This window comes from Pseudomonas sp. NPDC087342, assembly GCF_044744265.1.
GTDB lineage: Bacteria > Pseudomonadota > Gammaproteobacteria > Pseudomonadales > Pseudomonadaceae > Aquipseudomonas > Aquipseudomonas nunensis.
Genome location: NZ_JBIUXZ010000021.1, coordinates 23,095 through 40,563, shown reverse-complemented (window position 1 = coordinate 40,563; position 17,469 = coordinate 23,095). Strand labels below are relative to the sequence as shown.

The 17,469-nt window shown below is 59.6% G+C and carries 17 protein-coding genes; 4 read left to right on the top strand and 13 right to left on the bottom strand.

What is annotated here, in order from left to right; all coding sequences use genetic code 11:
* Nucleotides 1-189: 189 nt before the first annotated feature.
* The 5 genes from ACIOYV_RS26630 to ACIOYV_RS26610 form a co-directional block, all read right to left on the bottom strand.
* On the bottom strand, nucleotides 190-1,002 hold the full coding sequence (locus tag ACIOYV_RS26630; protein ID WP_054051845.1) for an OmpA family protein: 813 nt from the start codon (nucleotides 1,000-1,002) through the stop codon (nucleotides 190-192).
* Nucleotides 999-1,355: a DUF4398 domain-containing protein gene (locus ACIOYV_RS26625; protein ID WP_054051843.1), complete on the bottom strand. Its 357-nt coding sequence runs from the start codon at nucleotides 1,353-1,355 to the stop codon at nucleotides 999-1,001. The genes ACIOYV_RS26630 and ACIOYV_RS26625 overlap by 4 nt, the downstream gene beginning before the upstream one ends.
* Before the next feature lie 9 nt (nucleotides 1,356-1,364).
* Complete coding sequence (locus tag ACIOYV_RS26620; protein WP_401328470.1) at nucleotides 1,365-2,192, bottom strand: substrate-binding periplasmic protein; 828 nt, start codon at nucleotides 2,190-2,192, stop codon at nucleotides 1,365-1,367.
* Between the two features lie 81 nt (nucleotides 2,193-2,273).
* Nucleotides 2,274-3,203 carry an electron transfer flavoprotein subunit alpha/FixB family protein gene (locus tag ACIOYV_RS26615; protein ID WP_163913075.1) on the bottom strand — a complete coding sequence of 310 codons (930 nt, stop codon included), beginning with the start codon at nucleotides 3,201-3,203 and terminating at the stop codon, nucleotides 2,274-2,276.
* Entirely contained in the window at nucleotides 3,204-3,953 is a 750-nt protein-coding gene (locus ACIOYV_RS26610; protein ID WP_017340080.1) for an electron transfer flavoprotein subunit beta/FixA family protein, read from the bottom strand. It abuts the gene before it with no gap.
* Nucleotides 3,954-4,498: 545 nt separating this feature from the next.
* On the opposite strand from ACIOYV_RS26610, the gene ACIOYV_RS26605 reads away from it, so the two are divergent.
* Nucleotides 4,499-6,163 (top strand): electron transfer flavoprotein-ubiquinone oxidoreductase, encoded by a 1,665-nt coding sequence (locus tag ACIOYV_RS26605; RefSeq protein WP_054613881.1) that lies wholly within the window; start codon nucleotides 4,499-4,501, stop codon nucleotides 6,161-6,163.
* Between the two features lie 177 nt (nucleotides 6,164-6,340).
* Here the strand turns inward: ACIOYV_RS26605 and ACIOYV_RS26600 are convergent, their stop codons facing one another.
* Nucleotides 6,341-7,231, bottom strand: a complete 891-nt coding sequence (locus tag ACIOYV_RS26600) for an AraC family transcriptional regulator N-terminal domain-containing protein (RefSeq protein ID WP_401328466.1) — start codon at nucleotides 7,229-7,231, stop codon at nucleotides 6,341-6,343.
* 181 nt (nucleotides 7,232-7,412) lie between these two features.
* On the opposite strand from ACIOYV_RS26600, the gene ACIOYV_RS26595 reads away from it, so the two are divergent.
* On the top strand, nucleotides 7,413-8,465 hold the full coding sequence (locus tag ACIOYV_RS26595; RefSeq protein WP_054051833.1) for an NAD(P)-dependent alcohol dehydrogenase: 1,053 nt from the start codon (nucleotides 7,413-7,415) through the stop codon (nucleotides 8,463-8,465).
* Here ACIOYV_RS26595 and ACIOYV_RS26590 read toward each other — a convergent pair.
* The 7 genes from ACIOYV_RS26590 to ACIOYV_RS26560 form a co-directional block, all read right to left on the bottom strand.
* Complete coding sequence (locus tag ACIOYV_RS26590; RefSeq protein ID WP_401328463.1) at nucleotides 8,462-9,265, bottom strand: IclR family transcriptional regulator; 804 nt, start codon at nucleotides 9,263-9,265, stop codon at nucleotides 8,462-8,464. The genes ACIOYV_RS26595 and ACIOYV_RS26590 overlap by 4 nt on opposite strands.
* Nucleotides 9,266-9,325: 60 nt before the next feature.
* Nucleotides 9,326-10,636 carry an MFS transporter gene (locus ACIOYV_RS26585; RefSeq protein WP_265040222.1) on the bottom strand — a complete coding sequence of 437 codons (1,311 nt, stop codon included), beginning with the start codon at nucleotides 10,634-10,636 and terminating at the stop codon, nucleotides 9,326-9,328.
* A gap of 157 nt (nucleotides 10,637-10,793) precedes the next feature.
* Nucleotides 10,794-11,942: a galactonate dehydratase gene (gene dgoD / locus ACIOYV_RS26580; protein WP_090186690.1), complete on the bottom strand. Its 1,149-nt coding sequence runs from the start codon at nucleotides 11,940-11,942 to the stop codon at nucleotides 10,794-10,796.
* A gap of 47 nt (nucleotides 11,943-11,989) precedes the next feature.
* Nucleotides 11,990-12,610 carry a 2-dehydro-3-deoxy-6-phosphogalactonate aldolase gene (locus tag ACIOYV_RS26575; protein WP_054051827.1) on the bottom strand — a complete coding sequence of 207 codons (621 nt, stop codon included), beginning with the start codon at nucleotides 12,608-12,610 and terminating at the stop codon, nucleotides 11,990-11,992.
* A 19-nt stretch (nucleotides 12,611-12,629) separates the two neighbouring features.
* Entirely contained in the window at nucleotides 12,630-13,622 is a 993-nt protein-coding gene (locus tag ACIOYV_RS26570; protein ID WP_401328458.1) for a 2-dehydro-3-deoxygalactonokinase, read from the bottom strand.
* 107 nt (nucleotides 13,623-13,729) lie between these two features.
* A complete protein-coding gene (locus ACIOYV_RS26565; RefSeq protein ID WP_401328455.1) occupies nucleotides 13,730-14,650 on the bottom strand; it encodes a hypothetical protein in 921 nt (306 codons plus the stop codon).
* A 93-nt stretch (nucleotides 14,651-14,743) separates the two neighbouring features.
* Nucleotides 14,744-15,226 carry a GNAT family N-acetyltransferase gene (locus tag ACIOYV_RS26560; RefSeq protein WP_401328453.1) on the bottom strand — a complete coding sequence of 161 codons (483 nt, stop codon included), beginning with the start codon at nucleotides 15,224-15,226 and terminating at the stop codon, nucleotides 14,744-14,746.
* Nucleotides 15,227-15,448: 222 nt separating this feature from the next.
* Here ACIOYV_RS26560 and ACIOYV_RS26555 point away from each other — a divergent pair, with 222 nt between their 5' ends.
* Both ACIOYV_RS26555 and ACIOYV_RS26550 read left to right on the top strand, forming a co-directional pair.
* Complete coding sequence (locus ACIOYV_RS26555; protein ID WP_401328450.1) at nucleotides 15,449-16,102, top strand: HD domain-containing protein; 654 nt, start codon at nucleotides 15,449-15,451, stop codon at nucleotides 16,100-16,102.
* A gap of 113 nt (nucleotides 16,103-16,215) precedes the next feature.
* Nucleotides 16,216-17,418: an MFS transporter gene (locus ACIOYV_RS26550; RefSeq protein ID WP_401328447.1), complete on the top strand. Its 1,203-nt coding sequence runs from the start codon at nucleotides 16,216-16,218 to the stop codon at nucleotides 17,416-17,418.
* Nucleotides 17,419-17,469: the final 51 nt, after the last annotated feature.

Sequence of the window (17,469 nt, the reverse complement as noted above, 5' to 3'; positions counted from 1 at the left end):
GATTTCACGGGCATTTTATTCTTGTGTGAAACAATACCGGAACAGTTTAGAAGTGTACGGGGACAGTTGCCACAATAGTCGACCGTACAGTGCAGTGTCAGCAAAATCTGTACTGCTTTGCGAACCAATTAACAGGCGTAAAAAAACCCGGCGCTGACAGGCAGGCCGGGTTTTCCAGAAACGCTGCCCTTAGCGGGCGGCGCCGAGCTGGCCTTTTTCGTCGGAGAACACAATTTCCACCCGACGGTTCTGTGCACGACCGCGCTCAGTCGCGTTCACGTCCACCGGGTATTCATCGCCATAGCCTTCGACCTGAATGCGTTTGTCGTCGATGCCAAGATCCATCAGCACGTCAGCCACCGATTGCGCACGGTCGCGGGACAGCTTGAGGTTGTCCTGCTTGCCGCCGGTGCTGTCGGTGTAACCCTCGATCCGCACCACGCGCTTGGGATTGAGTTGCAGGAACTGCACGATCTTCAGAACGACGCGGTTTGCCGAGTTCTTCAACTCCGCTTCGCCGGTGTCGAACAGCACATCGCCGAGGGTCATCACCAAACCACGATCCGTCTGGGTGGTGGCCAGCGCCACGATCTGTTCTTCAAGCCACTTGCCCTGCTGCTGCACGCTCAGCAACTTGGACTCGCGCAGGGCCAGTTGCAGGCGCTGGCGTTCCAGTTCGAGTTTCGCCGCCTGCTCCTCGTTGAGCACCTGATTGGTGTGCTCCCGTGCGATTTCGCTGTAGCGCTGGCTCAGGTAGGCGTAATGCACCACGTCCGAACCGCTGCCCCAGTAGCTGGACAAGCGATCGGCGCGGGCCAGGGATTCACCGGCGCGGATCACGTCTTTCGGCGCGATACGCAGCACGTTGGAATCTTCCTTGACCTTCTGGAAGTCGGCACCGGCCTGCTGCAATGCGGACTCGCTGTGCTGGCCGGCGCAACCATACAGACTGGCGCAACCTGCGAGGATCAGACCGCCGAGTGCTTTGGACTTGAGGCTCATTTGGCATCTCCCAGTTGCTTGCGCAGGCGAGTGATGCGGGTATTGAGTACGTTCAACTGCTCCTGGCTCTTGAGGGTCAGGACCCGGGCTTCGGCCAGGCGCGCATCCAGTTCAGCCTGTTCGGCGCGCATGCGGGCATGTTTGTAGGATTGGTCGGTCATGTCGCCCTGGGCGCGGGAGAACTTGTCTTCGGCCAGTTTCAGCTCCGGCACATCGTCAGCGGTGGCGCCAACGGCTTTGGCTTGTTCCAGTGCCTGCTCGGTCAGGCGAATTTGTTCATTCGGCGCCGGATCGGCTGCACAACCCGCCAGAGCCAGAACGGCCAGGGCAGCGAAAAGAGGTCGAATACTCACTAAAAATCCCTACTGTTTTGGGGTACTGACGGGTTGTTGCTGTTGCTGCGCTTTCCAACGCTCGATATTGCGTTGCAGCACAGCTTCCGTCAGTCCGGACGCGGGCAATTCTGTCATCTTTTTGGCCAGCTGTCCGCGCAACCACGGATCGTTGCAAGCGGAGTTATGGGAAACCGCGAGGAACAGGCCGGGTTTGTCGACAGGTTGCGGGAACGCCAGCAAGTCATTGGCCATGCCCAATGCCTGCGCGGCCGCCATGCCCGAGTAGCGCCCGGCGAGTACATATTCCACCTCACCCAGCAGCAATTTCTGCAAGGCCTGGGTCAGGTTTGGCGTACGGGTGAGGGTCAATTGCTGCTCGGCGAAAGTGCCGAATTCCCGGGTCATTCGAGACTTTTCCGACACGGCGCCAGAGTGCCCATGCAGGTCTTTGGCTTCGCTGTAGGTCAGTGTCGAGCCTTTGCGGGTCCACACCAGGTAGTCGTTTTCCAGCAGCGGCGGATGGATGTAATCCAGGGTTTCCAGCTCGTTGAGGGTCAGCGGTGCGTCCGCCAGCATGTCCATGCGCCCGCTGCGCACTTCGTCCAGGGCCTGGGCGCGTTTGCCGGCGTAGAGCATCTCGACTTTGATGCCCAACTCCCCCGCCACTTGCTGCAACAAGTCGGCACTGGCGCCAATCAGGTGCTTGGGATTCTGCGGGTCTTGCCACAGGTACGGCGGTGCATCCGGGCTGCCGGTGACCACCAGGCGCTCGCATTTGCCCACAGCGTTTGCGAGCCCTGGCAACAACGTCAGGCCCAGCAAAAATGTGCAGCCATACAGGCGGCGCAGATCCATGGCGAAGCTCTCCCAATCAAATCCGGAACAAAAAAAAAGCCCGACCAAAAGGCCGGGCTCTTTATAGTTTAAGCCGCTGGATTAGACCAGCTTCTCGAACTCAGGGATTGCTTCGAACAGGTCAGCCACCAGGCCGTAATCGGCCACCTGGAAGATCGGCGCTTCTTCGTCCTTGTTGATCGCTACGATCACTTTGGAGTCTTTCATGCCGGCCAGATGCTGGATCGCGCCGGAGATACCGACCGCGATGTACAGCTGTGGAGCAACGATCTTGCCGGTCTGACCGACCTGCATGTCGTTGGGTACGAAACCTGCGTCGACTGCGGCGCGGGAAGCGCCAACAGCAGCGCCCAGCTTGTCGGCCAAGGCGTACAGGTGTTTGAAGTTGTCGCCGTTCTGCATGCCGCGGCCGCCGGAAACGACGATCTTGGCAGCGGTCAGTTCCGGACGATCGGACTTGGCCAGTTCTTCACCAACGAAGCTCGAAGTGCCAGCGTCGTGGGCAGCAGCAACCGCTTCAACGGCAGCGGAACCACCTTCAGCAGCAACCGGGTCGAAACCGGTGGCGCGCACGGTGATCACTTTGACCGCAGCGTTCGATTGAACGGTGGCGATGGCGTTACCGGCATAGATCGGGCGCTTGAAGGTGTCAGCGCTTTCCACCGAGATGATCTCGGAGATCTGGTCAACGTCCAGGGTCGCAGCAACGCGCGGCAGGATGTTTTTGCCGTTGGAAGTCGCGGCAGCCAGGATGTGGCTGTAGCCCTTGCCCAACTCTGCAACCAGCGGAGCAACGTTTTCCGGCAACTGGTGAGCGTAGGCGGCGTTGTCGGCCACCAGCACTTTCGCCACGCCAGCGATTTTCGCAGCGGCTTCAGCCACGGCGCCAGCGCCTTGACCAGCGACCAGAACGTGGATGTCGCCACCGATTTTGACGGCAGCAGCCACGGTGTTCAGCGTGGCCGGGGCCAGCACTTTGTTGTCGTGTTCAGCAATAACCAAGATAGTCATTTAGATTACCTTCGCTTCGTTTTTCAGTTTCTCGACCAGTTCAGCCACCGACTTGACCTTGATACCCGCGCTGCGTGCAGCCGGCGCTTCGACTTTCACGGTCTTGTTGGTGGAGGCGGTGGAAACGCCCAAAGCGTCCGGAGTCAGCACTTCGAGAGGCTTCTTCTTGGCTTTCATGATGTTTGGCAGGGACGCATAACGCGGCTCGTTCAAACGCAGGTCGGTGGTGACGATGGCCGGCAGTTTCAGGGAAACTGTCTGCGCGCCGCCGTCGATTTCGCGAGTCACGGCAACGCTGTCGCCGCTGACTTCGACTTTGGACGCGAACGTGCCCTGACCGTAGCCGCTCAATGCAGCGAGCATCTGGCCGGTCTGGTTGTTGTCGCTGTCGATGGCCTGTTTGCCGAGGATCACCAGCTGAGGCTGTTCCTTGTCGACAACGGCTTTCAACAGTTTGGCAACCGCCAGGGACGTCAGATCTTCAGCGGATTCGACGAGGATGGCGCGGTCGGCACCCAGAGCCAGCGCGGTGCGCAGTTGCTCTTGAGCGGTGGACGGGCCAACGGAAACGACGACGATTTCAGTCGCAACACCTTTCTCTTTCAGGCGTACGGCTTCTTCCACGGCGATTTCGCAGAATGGGTTCATCGACATCTTCACGTTAGCGAGGTCGACGCCGGAATTGTCCGCCTTGACGCGAACCTTGACGTTGTAATCCACAACGCGTTTGACAGCTACAAGAACCTTCATGGATTCCTCGTTACTCTCCGGTGAAAAGAAAGTCGCCTAGGCGAACCTGGCGGTTGATGCTCGTGGGCGCAAGGGCACCTCTAAAAACGCTGGCATCTGAACGGGGTGACACTGCCCACGTGAACAATGACCGTTCGTCAGTGGTGACCGACGAGTCATTCATTACCGCGGCGTGTAAACTGCGCGCCAAATCCTCGCTGCGCATCACCTTGTACTGCCATCGCCCTGTCTTTAGAGGTGCTCTTGAAACCAACAGTCAGCCTACGGCGAGCGCAAAACCGCCCGTATCTTGACCGGAACACCTATTCCGGTCAATACGGCAAAATGGCCAGTCATAAGCCGCGTTACTTTGATTTATCAGGCCTGGAGCCAATTCAAACAAACGTTTGTATTGGACGCTAGGAGTGGTGTAGATATAATGCGCCACCCAGAGAGAAAGGTGGTTCATCGATTGTCCTCTTCCGGCCTTGCGCCGGAATTCATGGATGCGACACCAAACCTCCAATTAGAAAAAAAACTGTTGAGCCTTGAGTAGGAGATAACCTGTGGAACGCGAATACATGGAATTCGACGTGGTCATCGTCGGTGCCGGCCCCGCTGGTCTTTCCGCCGCCTGCCGCTTGAAGCAGAAGGCTGCTGAAGCCGGTAAGGAAATCAGCGTCTGCGTGGTCGAAAAAGGCTCCGAAGTCGGTGCTCACATCTTGTCCGGTGCCGTGTTCGAACCACGCGCCCTGAACGAATTGTTCCCGGACTGGAAAGAACTCGGCGCCCCGCTGAACACGCCGGTCACCCGCGATGACATCTTCGTTCTCAAGAACGCCGACAGCGCGCAGAAAATCCCTGACCTCTTTGTGCCCAAGACCATGCACAACGAAGGCAACTACATCATCTCCCTGGGCAACCTGTGCCGCTGGCTCGCCCAGCAGGCCGAGAACCTGGGTGTGGAAATCTACCCTGGCTTCGCCGCTCAGGAAGCACTGTTCGACGAGAACGGCGTGGTTCGCGGGATCATCACCGGCGACCTGGGCGTTGACCGCGAAGGTCATCCGAAGGAAGGCCTGTACACCCCAGGCATGGAGCTGCGTGGCAAGTACACGCTGTTCGCCGAAGGTTGCCGTGGCCACATCGGCAAGCAGTTGATCAAGCGCTTCAACCTCGACAGCGATGCCGACGCCCAGCACTACGGCATCGGCCTGAAAGAAATCTGGGAAATCGACCCGGCCAAGCATCAGCCAGGCCTGGTGGTCCATACCGCCGGTTGGCCGCTGGACATCATGGGCACCGAGAACACCGGTGGCTCGTTCCTCTATCACCTGGAAAACAACCAGGTTGTAGTCGGTCTGATCGTCGATCTTTCCTACAGCAACACCTACCTGTCGCCGTTCGACGAGTTCCAGCGCCTCAAGCATCACCCGGTGCTCAAGCAGTACCTGGAAGGCGGCAAGCGCATCAGCTACGGCGCTCGCGCCATCTGCAAGGGTGGCCTGAACTCACTGCCGAAAATGGTCTTCAAGGGTGGCGCGCTAATCGGTTGCGACCTCGGCACCCTGAACTTCGCCAAGATCAAAGGCAGCCACACCGCGATGAAGTCCGGCATGCTCGCCGCTGAATCCGTGGCCGAAGCGCTGTTCGCCGAGAAAGACGGCACCGAAGAACTGACCACCTACGTCGATGCGTTCAAGAAGAGCTGGCTCTACGACGAACTGTTCGCCAGCCGCAACTTCGGCCCGGCGATCCACAAGTTCGGCGCCATCGTTGGCGGCGGTTTCAACTGGCTGGACCAGAACATCTTCGGCGGCAAACTGCCGTTCACCCTGCACGACACCAAGCCGGATTACGCGTGCCTGAAGCTGGCGGCCGACTGCAAGAAGATCGACTACCCGAAACCGGACGGCAAGATCAGCTTCGACAAACTCAGCTCGGTGTTCATCTCCGGTACCAACCACGAAGAAGAACAACCGTGCCACCTGAAGCTGACCGACCCGAGCATCCCGATCAGCAAGAACCTGCCGCTGTACGATGAGCCTGCCCAGCGCTACTGCCCGGCCGGTGTGTACGAAGTGGTCACCAAGGAAGACGGCGAGAAGCGCTTCCAGATCAACGCCCAGAACTGTGTTCACTGCAAGACCTGCGACATCAAGGACCCTGCACAGAACATCACCTGGGTGGCGCCAGAAGGCTCCGGCGGCCCGACTTACCCGAACATGTAAGTTGCACGCCTGAACATCAAGGCTCCCGACATGGGGGCCTTTTTGTTGCGCGATGAAAATTGGGAGTGTTGTGAATTTCAAGGACGCCTTCGCGGGCAAGCCTCGCTCCTACGGTGAGGCGCCATTCACCTGTAGGAGCGAGGCTTGCCCGCGAACACCGCGAAGCGGTGCCATGCATCAAGCAGCGCGCTCATCCCCCGGGCTACGCTCAAAGTAGCGCTTGTATTCGCGACTGAACTGCGACGTACTCTGATACCCCACCCGATGCGCCACCTGCGCCACACCCAATCCTTCACCCAGCAACAACTGCTGCGCCTTGAGCAACCGCAAGCGCTTCAAATACTGCACCGGCGACAACAACGTGCTGCGCTTGAAATGCTCATGAAAGGTCGACGCGCTCATGTTCGCGCAACTGGCCAGGGTCTCGACATTCAACGGCTCGGTGAAATGCCCGTGCAGATGGTTGAGCGAAGCGGCAATCCGCGCGAATTGCCCCTGCTGTTCCACCAATGCCCGCAACACATCGGCCTGGGGACCACGCAACGCCACGAACAACAACTCACGCAAACGCGCCGGGCCCATGATCTGGCATTCCAGCGGATCGTGCAGACAGCGCAACAACCGTTCCACGCAACCGCGCATCCCGTCATCGAGCACGGTGGAGGTCATGGACTCCAGCGTCTGCGCCGCAATACTACGGCCTGACACCAGCCCCATGGCTAACACCAACTCACCGAGCAACACCCGGTCGATCGCGATGGAAATCCCCAGCATCGGCCCTTCCGGCGCGGCAAAGGTTTCGCACTCGAACGGCACCGGCAAGGCCTGAATCAGGTAATGCCCGGCGCCGTACTCCAGGGTTCGCGGCCCCAGGTACGCCAACTTGCTGCCCTGAACGATGATCACCAGGCTCGGCTCATAGATCTGCGGACCACGGGCCACATCGCAACTGGCGCGCAATACCTGCACACCCGGCAATGCCGTGGGGGCAAAACCGTCGCGAGTGGTCAGTGGCTGGAGCAGTGAAACCAACGTGGCATTGGCATCGAGATGACGGGTCAACAGCATGGCGAAAACTTCGTAGAAATCGGGATGAAACCATCATCGCAGGTCTGACGGCCAATGCGACCAATCCGAGGCACATGCCGGAGGATTAGGCATGACACCCGGAGGAATCACCATGGCCGCACCCAGGTGCGCCCCCCCAAAATGGCGCATCTCATCTGTCACTGCTTTTGCGAGGCTCCTCATGTACACCGCTATCGGATACGCCGCCCAGTCGGCCACCACTCCCCTCGCCCCCGTGAAATTCGAACGCCGCAGCCCTCGGGCCGACGACGTCGCGATCGATATTCTCTACTGCGGCGTCTGCCATTCCGACATCCACCAGGCCCGCAACGAGTGGGGCATTGCCGTTTATCCATTGATGCCCGGCCACGAGATCGTAGGCAAAGTTACCGCCGTCGGTGCGAACGTCACCAAGCACAAAATCGGCGATCTGGTCGGTGTCGGTTGCATGGTCGATTCGTGCCGCAGCTGCGAAGCCTGCCAGGCCGACCTCGAGCAATATTGCCTCGAAGGTCCGACCATGACTTACGCCACCCCGGATCGGGTCGATGGCAGCAACACCATGGGCGGCTACTCCGACAGCATCGTGGTCAGCGAGCACTTCGTGGTGCGCATCCCGGAAAAACTCGACCTGGCCAGCGCCGCGCCGATCCTCTGCGCCGGCATCACCACTTACTCGCCGCTCAAGCATTACGGCGTGAAGGCTGGCGACAAGGTCGGGATTCTCGGCATGGGTGGCCTGGGCCACATGGGCATCAAGTTCGCCAAGGCCATGGGCGCGGAAGTGACGCTGTTTACCCGTTCGGCGAGCAAGGCTGAAGAAGGTCGTCGCCAGGGCGCGGACCACGTGATCGTGTCCACCGATGCCGAACAGATGAAGGCCGCCGCCGGGCATTTCGACTTCCTGCTGGACACCATTCCGGTGCAGCACGACCTCAATCCGTACCTCGATACCCTGCGTTTCGACGGCGTGCACATTCTGGTGGGTTTGATCGAGCCGATTGATCCGCCAGTCCACGCCGGCAAACTGGTGATGAGCCGTCGCGTACTCGCCGGTTCGCTGATCGGTGGCGTCGCCGAAACCCAGGAAGTGCTGGATTTCTGCGCCGAGCACAACATCACCTGCGACATCGAAATGCTCAACATCCATCAGATCAACGAAGCGTTTACCCGCATGATTGCCGGTGATGTGAAGTACCGCTTCGTGATCGACATGGCGACCCTGAAGGTCTAAACCTTCGCGCCAAGCTCAGCCGAGAGCCGGGCCGTGACCCCTTTGATCAGGGGAATCAGCTCGGCCATTTTTTCCAGCGGCATATACGGCACGGTGCTGGCGATGCTGATGCCAGCGACGATGCGCTTGCTGGCATCGCGGATCGGCGCTGCCACACAACGGATCGACGGTTCGTTGTCTTCCAGATCGAATGCGTAACCCCCCGCCACATATTCAATCATGCGCTGCTGAAATTGCTCCCAGGACTGCTCCGGGTGCTGCGGCCAGAACTGATTTTTCCCACCGGCCGGAAGGCTGACTTCGTACAGACGTTTCCAGTCGTCCTGGGTGTCATCGAGCATCAGCGCCTTGCCGATCCCGGTGCGCGCCAACGGCATGCGATGGCCGACCCGCGAACGCATTTCCGGGCCATTGCGCCCCGGATTCTTGTGCAGGTACAACACCTCGTCGCCTTCACGAATCGCCAGGTGAATGGTGTCGCCGGTCAATGCCGACAACTCATCCAGATACGGTCCTGCCAATGTCACCAGCGGCAGTTCTTCCCGCGCCTGGAAACCCAGCTCGATCAGCTTCGGCCCCAACAGATAGCCGACTTGCGGCACGACACGCAGGTAACGCTCATCCACCAGGCAACTGGCCAGGCGATGGGTGGTGCTGCGCGTGGTGCCGATCAGCCGGGCAATTTCCTTGAGATCGCGGGCGCCACTGGCCACGGCCTGAACCACACCCAGACCACGAAGCAGTGTCTGGGTGCCGGTCGGCGCGGCGTCCTTGGCGATTTTTGGGGCGTCTTCCTGCATATCCAGCCTTTACCGTTGAGCGAGGGAACGGGCGGCATTATGGTCGCCCGACGGCTGCCACTACAACTTGATACGCTCGACCTTGCCCACCAGCAAGATGTAGGAAAGCGCGCCAATCAATGCCAGAACCGAGATGTAGGTGATCGCCGGGGCGAACGAATCACCGGTGGCGAGGAAACCGATCACGATCGGCGTGGTAATCGCCGACAGGTTGCCGATGAAGTTGAACACTCCACCGGTCAATCCGAGCAACCGCGCCGGGGCCAGGGTCGACACCAGTGACCAGGTAATCGAGGCCAGCCCGTTACCGAAGAACGCCAACGCGAGGAAGGCAATCACCAGCGGCGTCGACTCGACGAAGTTGGCGCCAATGATCGAGGTGGAAATCAGCAGACCGCCAATGATCGGCAACTTGCGGGCAAATCCGACGGTGTAGCCGCGACGGATCAAGAAGTCGGAGAAGAACCCGGAACACAGCACACCAACGAAGGCGGCGAGAAACGGCAGCGACGCCAGCAGGCCAGACTTGATGAAGTCCATACCGCGATATTTCACCAGGTAAGTCGGGAACCACGTTAGGAAAAACCACAGCGTCGAGTTGAGGCAGAACTGGCCGAGGTAGATGCCCCAGAGTTTGCGTTTGCTCAGGACAATCCCGAGGTCAGTCCAGCTGAACTTGGCTTTGACTTTGGCTTGTTCAGCCTGGATGTCTACCAGCCCGCCGCCCTCGCGAATCAGGTCGATTTCCGCGTCGTTGGCGCCCTTGAAATCCCGTGGCTCGCGATACACCGCATACCAGATCACCGCCCAGATAATGCCGACCACACCGGTGCTGACGAACACCATGTGCCAGCCAAATTCATGTTGCAGCCAGGCCAGTACCGGCGTCAGGAATGCGAGCCCGACAAACTGCCCGGAGGTGTAGAAACCAATGGCCGTGGCGCGCTCACGTTCGGGAAACCAGGTGGTGACCACGCGGCTGTTGATCGGATAGGCCGGGGCTTCCAGCGCACCGACCGCCATGCGCAACACGAACAGCGCGATGAAGCTGCCGGCGAAACCGAGCATCACCGTGGCCAGCGACCACAGCAGCAGCGCGACGCTGTAGAGAATCCGTGGCGGCACGCGATCCACCAGCCAGCCGCCGGGGATTTGCATGGCGGCGTAGGTCCAGCCGAAGGCGGAGAAAATCAGCCCGACATGAATCGGATCGATCCCCAAATCACTGGTCAGCGCCGGAGCGGCAATCGACAGGTTGCTGCGGTCCAGGTAGTTGATCACTACGGTGATAAACAGCAGCACCATGATGAAAAAACGCTTGCGGCTGGGCGTCACCAACGACGCCTGCCCGGTAAGGGTTTGCGGTTGCATGAGGGATGCCTCTTCTTATGTTTATTGAGGTCAATGGGCGAAGCAAACCCCTGTAGGAGCGAGGCTTGCCCGCGAAGGAGGTGTGTCATTCAGCAATGATGTTGATTGACACACCGCCTTCGCGGGCAAGCCTCGCTCCTACAAGGGCAGGGTCAAATCACCACTCCGCAAAACTGCCATCGGCATGACGCCAGATCGGGTTGCGCCAGCGGTGGCCGACTGCCGCGCGTTCGATCACGTATTCTTCGTTGATCTCGATCCCCAGGCCCGGGCCGTTCGGGATCTTCACGAAGCCTTTGTCGTAGTCGAACACCCGCGGATCCTTGACGTAATCCAGCAGGTCGTTGCTCTCGTTGTAGTGGATGCCCAGGCTCTGTTCCTGGATGAACGCGTTGTAGCAAACCGCGTCGAGTTGCAGGCAGGCGGCCAAGGCAATCGGGCCCAGCGGGCAGTGCAGCGCCAGCGCCACGTCGTAGGCTTCGGCCATGTTGGCGATCTTGCGGGTTTCGGTGATGCCGCCAGCGTGGGACGCATCGGGCTGAATGATGTCGACGTAACCTTCGCTGAGCACACGCTTGAAATCCCAGCGCGAGAACAACCGCTCACCGAGAGCAATCGGCGTGCTGGTCAGCGGCGCCAGTTCCTTCAGCGCTTCGTAGTTTTCGCTGAGCACCGGTTCTTCGATGAACATCAGTTTGTACGGGTCGAGTTCCTTCATCAGCACCTTGGCCATAGGCTTGTGCACCCGGCCATGGAAGTCGACGCCGATGCCGACGTTCGGGCCGACCGCGTCACGCACGGCGGCGACGTTGGCCAGGGCCAGGTCGACTTTTTCGAAGGAATCGAGGAATTGCAGTTCTTCGGTGCCGTTCATTTTCACCGCAGTGAAACCACGCTCCACCGCTTCTTTGGCCGCACGTGCGGTGTCGGCCGGGCGGTCGCCACCAATCCACGAATACACGCGAATCTTGTCCCGCACCTGACCGCCCAGCAAATCGCTGACCGACACACCCAAAGCCTTGCCCTTAATGTCCCACAACGCCTGGTCGATGCCGGCCAATGCGCTCATGTGGATCGCGCCGCCGCGATAGAAGCCGCCGCGATACAACACAGTCCAGATGTCTTCAATGTTGCGTGGGTCTTTGCCGATCAGGTAGTCGGACAATTCCTCGACAGCCGCAGCAACGGTGTGAGCGCGACCTTCGACCACGGGCTCACCCCAACCGGTGACGCCTTCGTCGGTTTCAATCTTGAGGAAGCACCAGCGTGGCGGGACGATGAAGGTAGTGAGTTTGGTGATTTTCATCTGATTGTCTCTCTTGTTAGATGTAGCGCGCTCGGCGCCAAAAAGTCTTAACGCAGAGCGTTCCATGCAGCGACGTAGGCCTTGGCATTGGCGGCCACTTGATCAGGCGTCATGCCCGGCTTGAACAACCCGGAACCCAGGCCGAAACCTTTGACGCCCGCGTCGATAAACACCTGCATGTTGTCCGGCGTGATCCCGCCAACTGGCGCGAGAATGGTCCCGGCCGGCAACACCGCGAGCCAGGCTTTTACAACCGCTGGCCCCATCTGTTCGGCGGGGAACATCTTCAGCACGTCGGCGCCTTCGGCCAATGCGGCAAAGGCTTCGGTCGGCGTCGCCACGCCCGGCGACAGGAACAGCCCCGCCGCTTTCGCTGCACGCAGAACCTTGGGATCGCTATGGGGCATGACGATCACTTGGCCGCCCGCCGCTTTCACTTGCTCGACCTGTTCCGGTGTCAGCACCGTGCCGGCGCCGATCAGGCAATCGGCCGGCAAGGTACTGCGCAGGATGCGGATACTTTCGTACGGCTCGGGGGAATTAAGCGGCACTTCGATGACGCGAAATCCGGCGCTGTACAGGACTTCGCCGATGGCCGCAGCCTCTGTTGGACGCAGGCCGCGCAGGATCGCGATCAGGCCGTTTTGCGCCAGGGCTTGCTTGAGCATGTCAGACCTCCAGTCAGGTTTAACGGGATGGATGTTGTGAGACCAGTCCGGCGGCGACCGCCAGTTGCCACAACCCGCGCTCAGTGGCCTGTTCGGCCAAAGTCACTTTGGCAAAACCGCAGGCATCGAGGGCCCGGCTGTAGCGGGCGCAGAGTTGGGCGTTACCGATGAGGATGATCGATGGCAGGTGCACGCTGTTGCGTCGGCGCCGCTGAACATTGGCCAGGGCCGACAGTTCATGACCGATCAACAGGCCGGACAAATAATCCGGTTGCGCCGTGGCGCTGAGTTCGCCGGTCAGCCCGAGGCTGCGCGCACTGAACAGCGTCGACAACGGCCCGATCTCGCCGTCCGCCGACAATGCCACTTGCACGCCCCGGTCAAACGCCTGGCCATCGAACGACGCACCTTGTTGCTGGGTGCGCCCGAGAATGCTGTGTTCACTGAGCACGGCGAAGATTTCGCCGGTCATGAAGGTGTCGAAATGCACGATGCAGCCATCGGCCACTTCCACCCATTTCGAATGACTGCCCGGCAGGCCGATCAACAGATCGTCACCCTTGCCACTCGGCAGCGTCTGCAACACGCCAAGCACTTGGGTTTCTTCGCCGCGCATCACGTTCGGCAGGTGCGAACGCTGAATCACACCCGGCACGATGTGCACATCGACACCGCGAAGACTGCGTACGGTTTGTAGGGACGTTCCGAGATTGGCGACGTTTGCCGGCGTATCCCGGTAGGCCGCTTCGCGCCAGCCCTGGGCGCTGCCGACCATGCCGCAAGCAATCACCGGCAGATCGGGCTGAGCGTCGAGCCAGTCACCACAGGCCTCGTCGAAGGCCAGTTCAAAACCGTCGGCGCATTCCTGGCCGTTGATGATTCGCGGCGTCCGGGGCAACTGCATGATCCCGGACGACAGCGAACGCTGTTCCAGAACCTGGCCACCCGCGGCGAGTTTGTAAGCACGTAATGAGGTTGTCCCCCAATCGAGCGCGATCAATTGCGCCAGCATCGCTTCACCTGTTTTGTTTATTGGCAGTGAGTGAGCTGGACTATAGACCTCCTAGAGGGAAAATCTCAATATGTAATTAATACTCCCACATAATGGGATTTATAGATTTATGGTGTCCATCGTTCTTTAGCCCCAATACCCGCCCCGACTTCAACCTTCAGCCTCTCCCGCGTCATGGAACCCACCAGGTGGGTATCGCCGTTCTCAGCCGAGATACCGGGTTCTCGCCGACCATCGCCTCGAATAAGGGTGTAAGCCGTCAGCGGTTTGGGGGTTTGGTCCGACCAGGTGATAAGCCTCAGTTTCTTGTTGCTGGGTGCGAATGAAGCCAACAGACCGGCGTAGGGCACATCGCGGCATAAACCGACGTCGTCGATCTGGTCGTAAGCCGGTGACAATTCTTCGCGCCATCGAACGATGCAAACCGGCTCGAATTGCAGCCACGTCAAAGGGCGATCAGCAGGTTTGAGTGAAACCTGCCGAGGCGCAATTCGAGGATTTTTCACCTCGGCAATAATCCGCGACGTCGGGACGTACATCACTTTTGAAAAGTAAGCCGTGAAAGGAAACGCGGTGATGACGACCTTACAGGGCACGTAGTCTTGAGGTTCCAAGAGTCGGACTAACCGAGATCGAGCGATATCACTAGAGCCAGTCCGGTCTTCATTGTCCTCAAATCGAATACTGGCCAGCATTTCATAACGTCGATCGCCCTCGATCAGGCGCATATCTTCTATGCTGCCATGACCTTCCAGCGCAATGTTGTGCTCCACGGAGAAGTCGAGATCACCATCGAGCGAACAATGAAGGCTGGTGCTTATCTGTCCGCCGCGGCCGTGTGCTTCATATAAATGAATCAGGTCCCTGTCAGAAGTAAACCGCACGTCATAGAGCGAATAGCTATCGTGATTAATCGATACAAACTCGATGCGTGCCGGCGGTACGTCGAGATGCAGGCACCCCGAACAGAGTGCACAGAACATCATCAAGGTAAAAAAACGCAGGAAAGTGCAGAAGCCAGGTTGCATTGCAAATGTCGTCCGTGAGCGCGCAAAGGGCGCACAGAGTGCCGGACTAGCACAGTACCGACAACAGATTCATCTGCGGAGAACCATCACGCCTCACCGCCCCTCGGCAAACTCCCGCAACACCGCCCCATCCATCCGATACCGCACCCACTCTTCCTGCGGCTGCGCGCCGAGGGATTTGTAGAATTCGATGGCCGGTTTGTTCCAGTCGAGCACGCTCCATTCAAAACGGCCGCAATCATTGGCGCAGGCGATTTTTGCCAGGTGGCGCAGCAAGGTTTTGCCGGCGCCGCCACCGCGTTGCTCGGGGGTGATGTAGAGGTCTTCGAGGTACAGGCAGTTGCTGCCCAGCCAGGTGGAATAGCTGAAGAAGAACACCGCGAAGCCGATCGGTACGCCGTCCCGCAGGCAGATCAGGCCGTGGGCGGTGGCGCCTTCGCTGAACAGGCTGCGCTCGATGTCGGCAACGCTGGCGATGACTTCGTGGCGGGCACGTTCGTAGTCGGCCAGCTCAGTGATGAACGCGAGGATTTGCGGTGCATCGCTGGGGGTCGCCGGGCGGATGTCGATCGTCATGGACGTGCCTTGTCAAAAGTGGAAAACGCCATACTAAGGCGGCAATCGGCGCTCGTCACATGCCAATGCAAAAAGTACTCTACAGTCGGCCCGGTTGGGCTTGTGTGGGAGCGGGCTTGCTTGCGAAGGCGGTTAGTCAGCCAGCAACGATATCGACTGACACGTCGCCTTCGCGAGCAAGCCCGCTCCCACATTGGACTGTGCACGACACAAAGGATGTTTATGAGCGCCACCGCTTTCGCCCCACTGCAACCTCTCGCCGAAACCCTGCTGCCCCACGCCCTGGAACCCTCGGAAGACGGAGCCCACGACCTGTCGCACTTGCAGCGGGTGTGGCACAACGTGCGCACGCTTCAGGCGCAAGAAGGCGGAGATCTGGAGGTGCTGCTGGCGACGGTGCTGTTACATGACTGCGTGGCAGTGGAGAAGAACTCGCCACTGCGCTCCCAAGCCTCACGACTGGCGGCGGACAAAGCGGCAACACTACTGACGTCCCTGAATTGGCCCGACGCAAAAATCGCCGCCGTCGCCCACGCCATCGAAGCCCACAGTTTTTCCGCCAACATCACCCCGACTACCCTCGAAGCCCGGATCATGCAGGACGCCGACCGTCTCGACTCCCTTGGCATGCTTGGCGTTGCGCGAACGTTCTACATCGCCGGGCGCATGGGCAGTGCGCTGTACGACCCTCAGGACCCGGAAGCCAAGTCTCGGGACTACGACGACAAGCGCTTCTGCCTCGATCATTTCCAGACCAAGCTGCTGCACCTCGCGGACGGTTTCCAGACCACCACGGGCCAACACTTCGCACAGATTCGCCATCAACGGCTCAAGGGCTTCATGGAGTTGTTCAAGGAAGAAATCGGCGTTGGCTGAAAGCCCTTACTCCGGTCAGCACTAACCCTGGAATCGACAACCTCGGACCTAACGGCGACGCCTCCCATGGTAGATAGATAAACCGCACGTCTATCGGGTCAAGGAACCGCCTCATGTCTACCGCGCCGCCCCAGGTCTCAAGCAAGTTGTTTGGCCTGTTTTGCCTCGCCAGTTATCTGCTGTCGCTGTCCTACGGCTCGACGTTCTTGCTCTCGCTGCTGATCGGTTCGCGAGGCGGCAACGAGCATGACGCCGGCAGCGTGATTTCGGCGGCGATGCTCAGCACCTTTGCGGCGGTAGTCGTCTCCGGGCACCTGTCTGATGTGCTCGGCGCGGCCCGTTCCATCGCGCTGTTCGGCATTTTGCTGGTGGCCGCGAGCCTGGGTTTTGCGCTGACGCCGGGCTTCGGCAACCTGCTGTTGTTTTTCGGACTGTTGCTGGGCCTCGGTTGGGGGGTGTTCTACACCCTGGGACCGATCATCGTGGCGAGCCTGGTGACGCCGGCCCAACGGGCCAAATACTTTGCGCTGCTGTCGGGCAGCATGATGACCGGGATTGGCAGCGGTCCATTGCTGGGCCGCGCCGCCAGCGCCCTGGGCTATCCGGTGACGGCCGCATTTTACCTGGCGGCATTGGCGAGTCTGATCGGCGTTTTACTGTTCTGGCGGCTGGATTCGCAACTCAAACAGGCACACACGAACTCGACGGCCATATCGCGAATTTCCTGGCGCGCAACGGCCCAAGTGCTGTCGTCCAAAGCGCTGTTCCCGATCATCATGGTCGGCCTCGGCGGCTGCGTGTTCGGCGGGTTGTCGAGTTTCCAGACCAGCTATGCCGCATCCCGCTCACTGGATTACTCGCTGTTTTTCTTCGGCTTCATGGGCGCGGCCATTAGCAGCCGGATGTTGATCGCCAGCTTCGTAGTCAAGCGTGATCCGTTCCGCGCGTCCTGCCTGCTGTCAGGGCTGATGATGGGCTCGATCATAATGTTCAGCTTCATGGTCGACAGCAGCTTCACCTATCTACTCGCGGCGATCATGCTCGGCGTCGGCTACGGCCTGACGTATTCGGTGATCAACGGCCTGGCGGCGAACGAAGCGCCAAGCGGTACCACGGCGCAAGCCTTGCTGCTGTTTAGCCTGTCTTACTTTATCGGTGTGTTCGGTTTTCCGCTGCTGGCCGGGAAGATCATCGTCGAATACGGGATGGCGACATTATTGTTTACAGTTTTGCTGATCGCCGCGTTGAACTGGTTTATCACCGTGGGCCGGCTGGTCTGGCGCAAAGCCATCGCCAAAAACCTGCAACAGGCCTGAACCGTTCGTCGTTAATCAGGCACCAATCCAAATCGGGGGCGGACCAATATC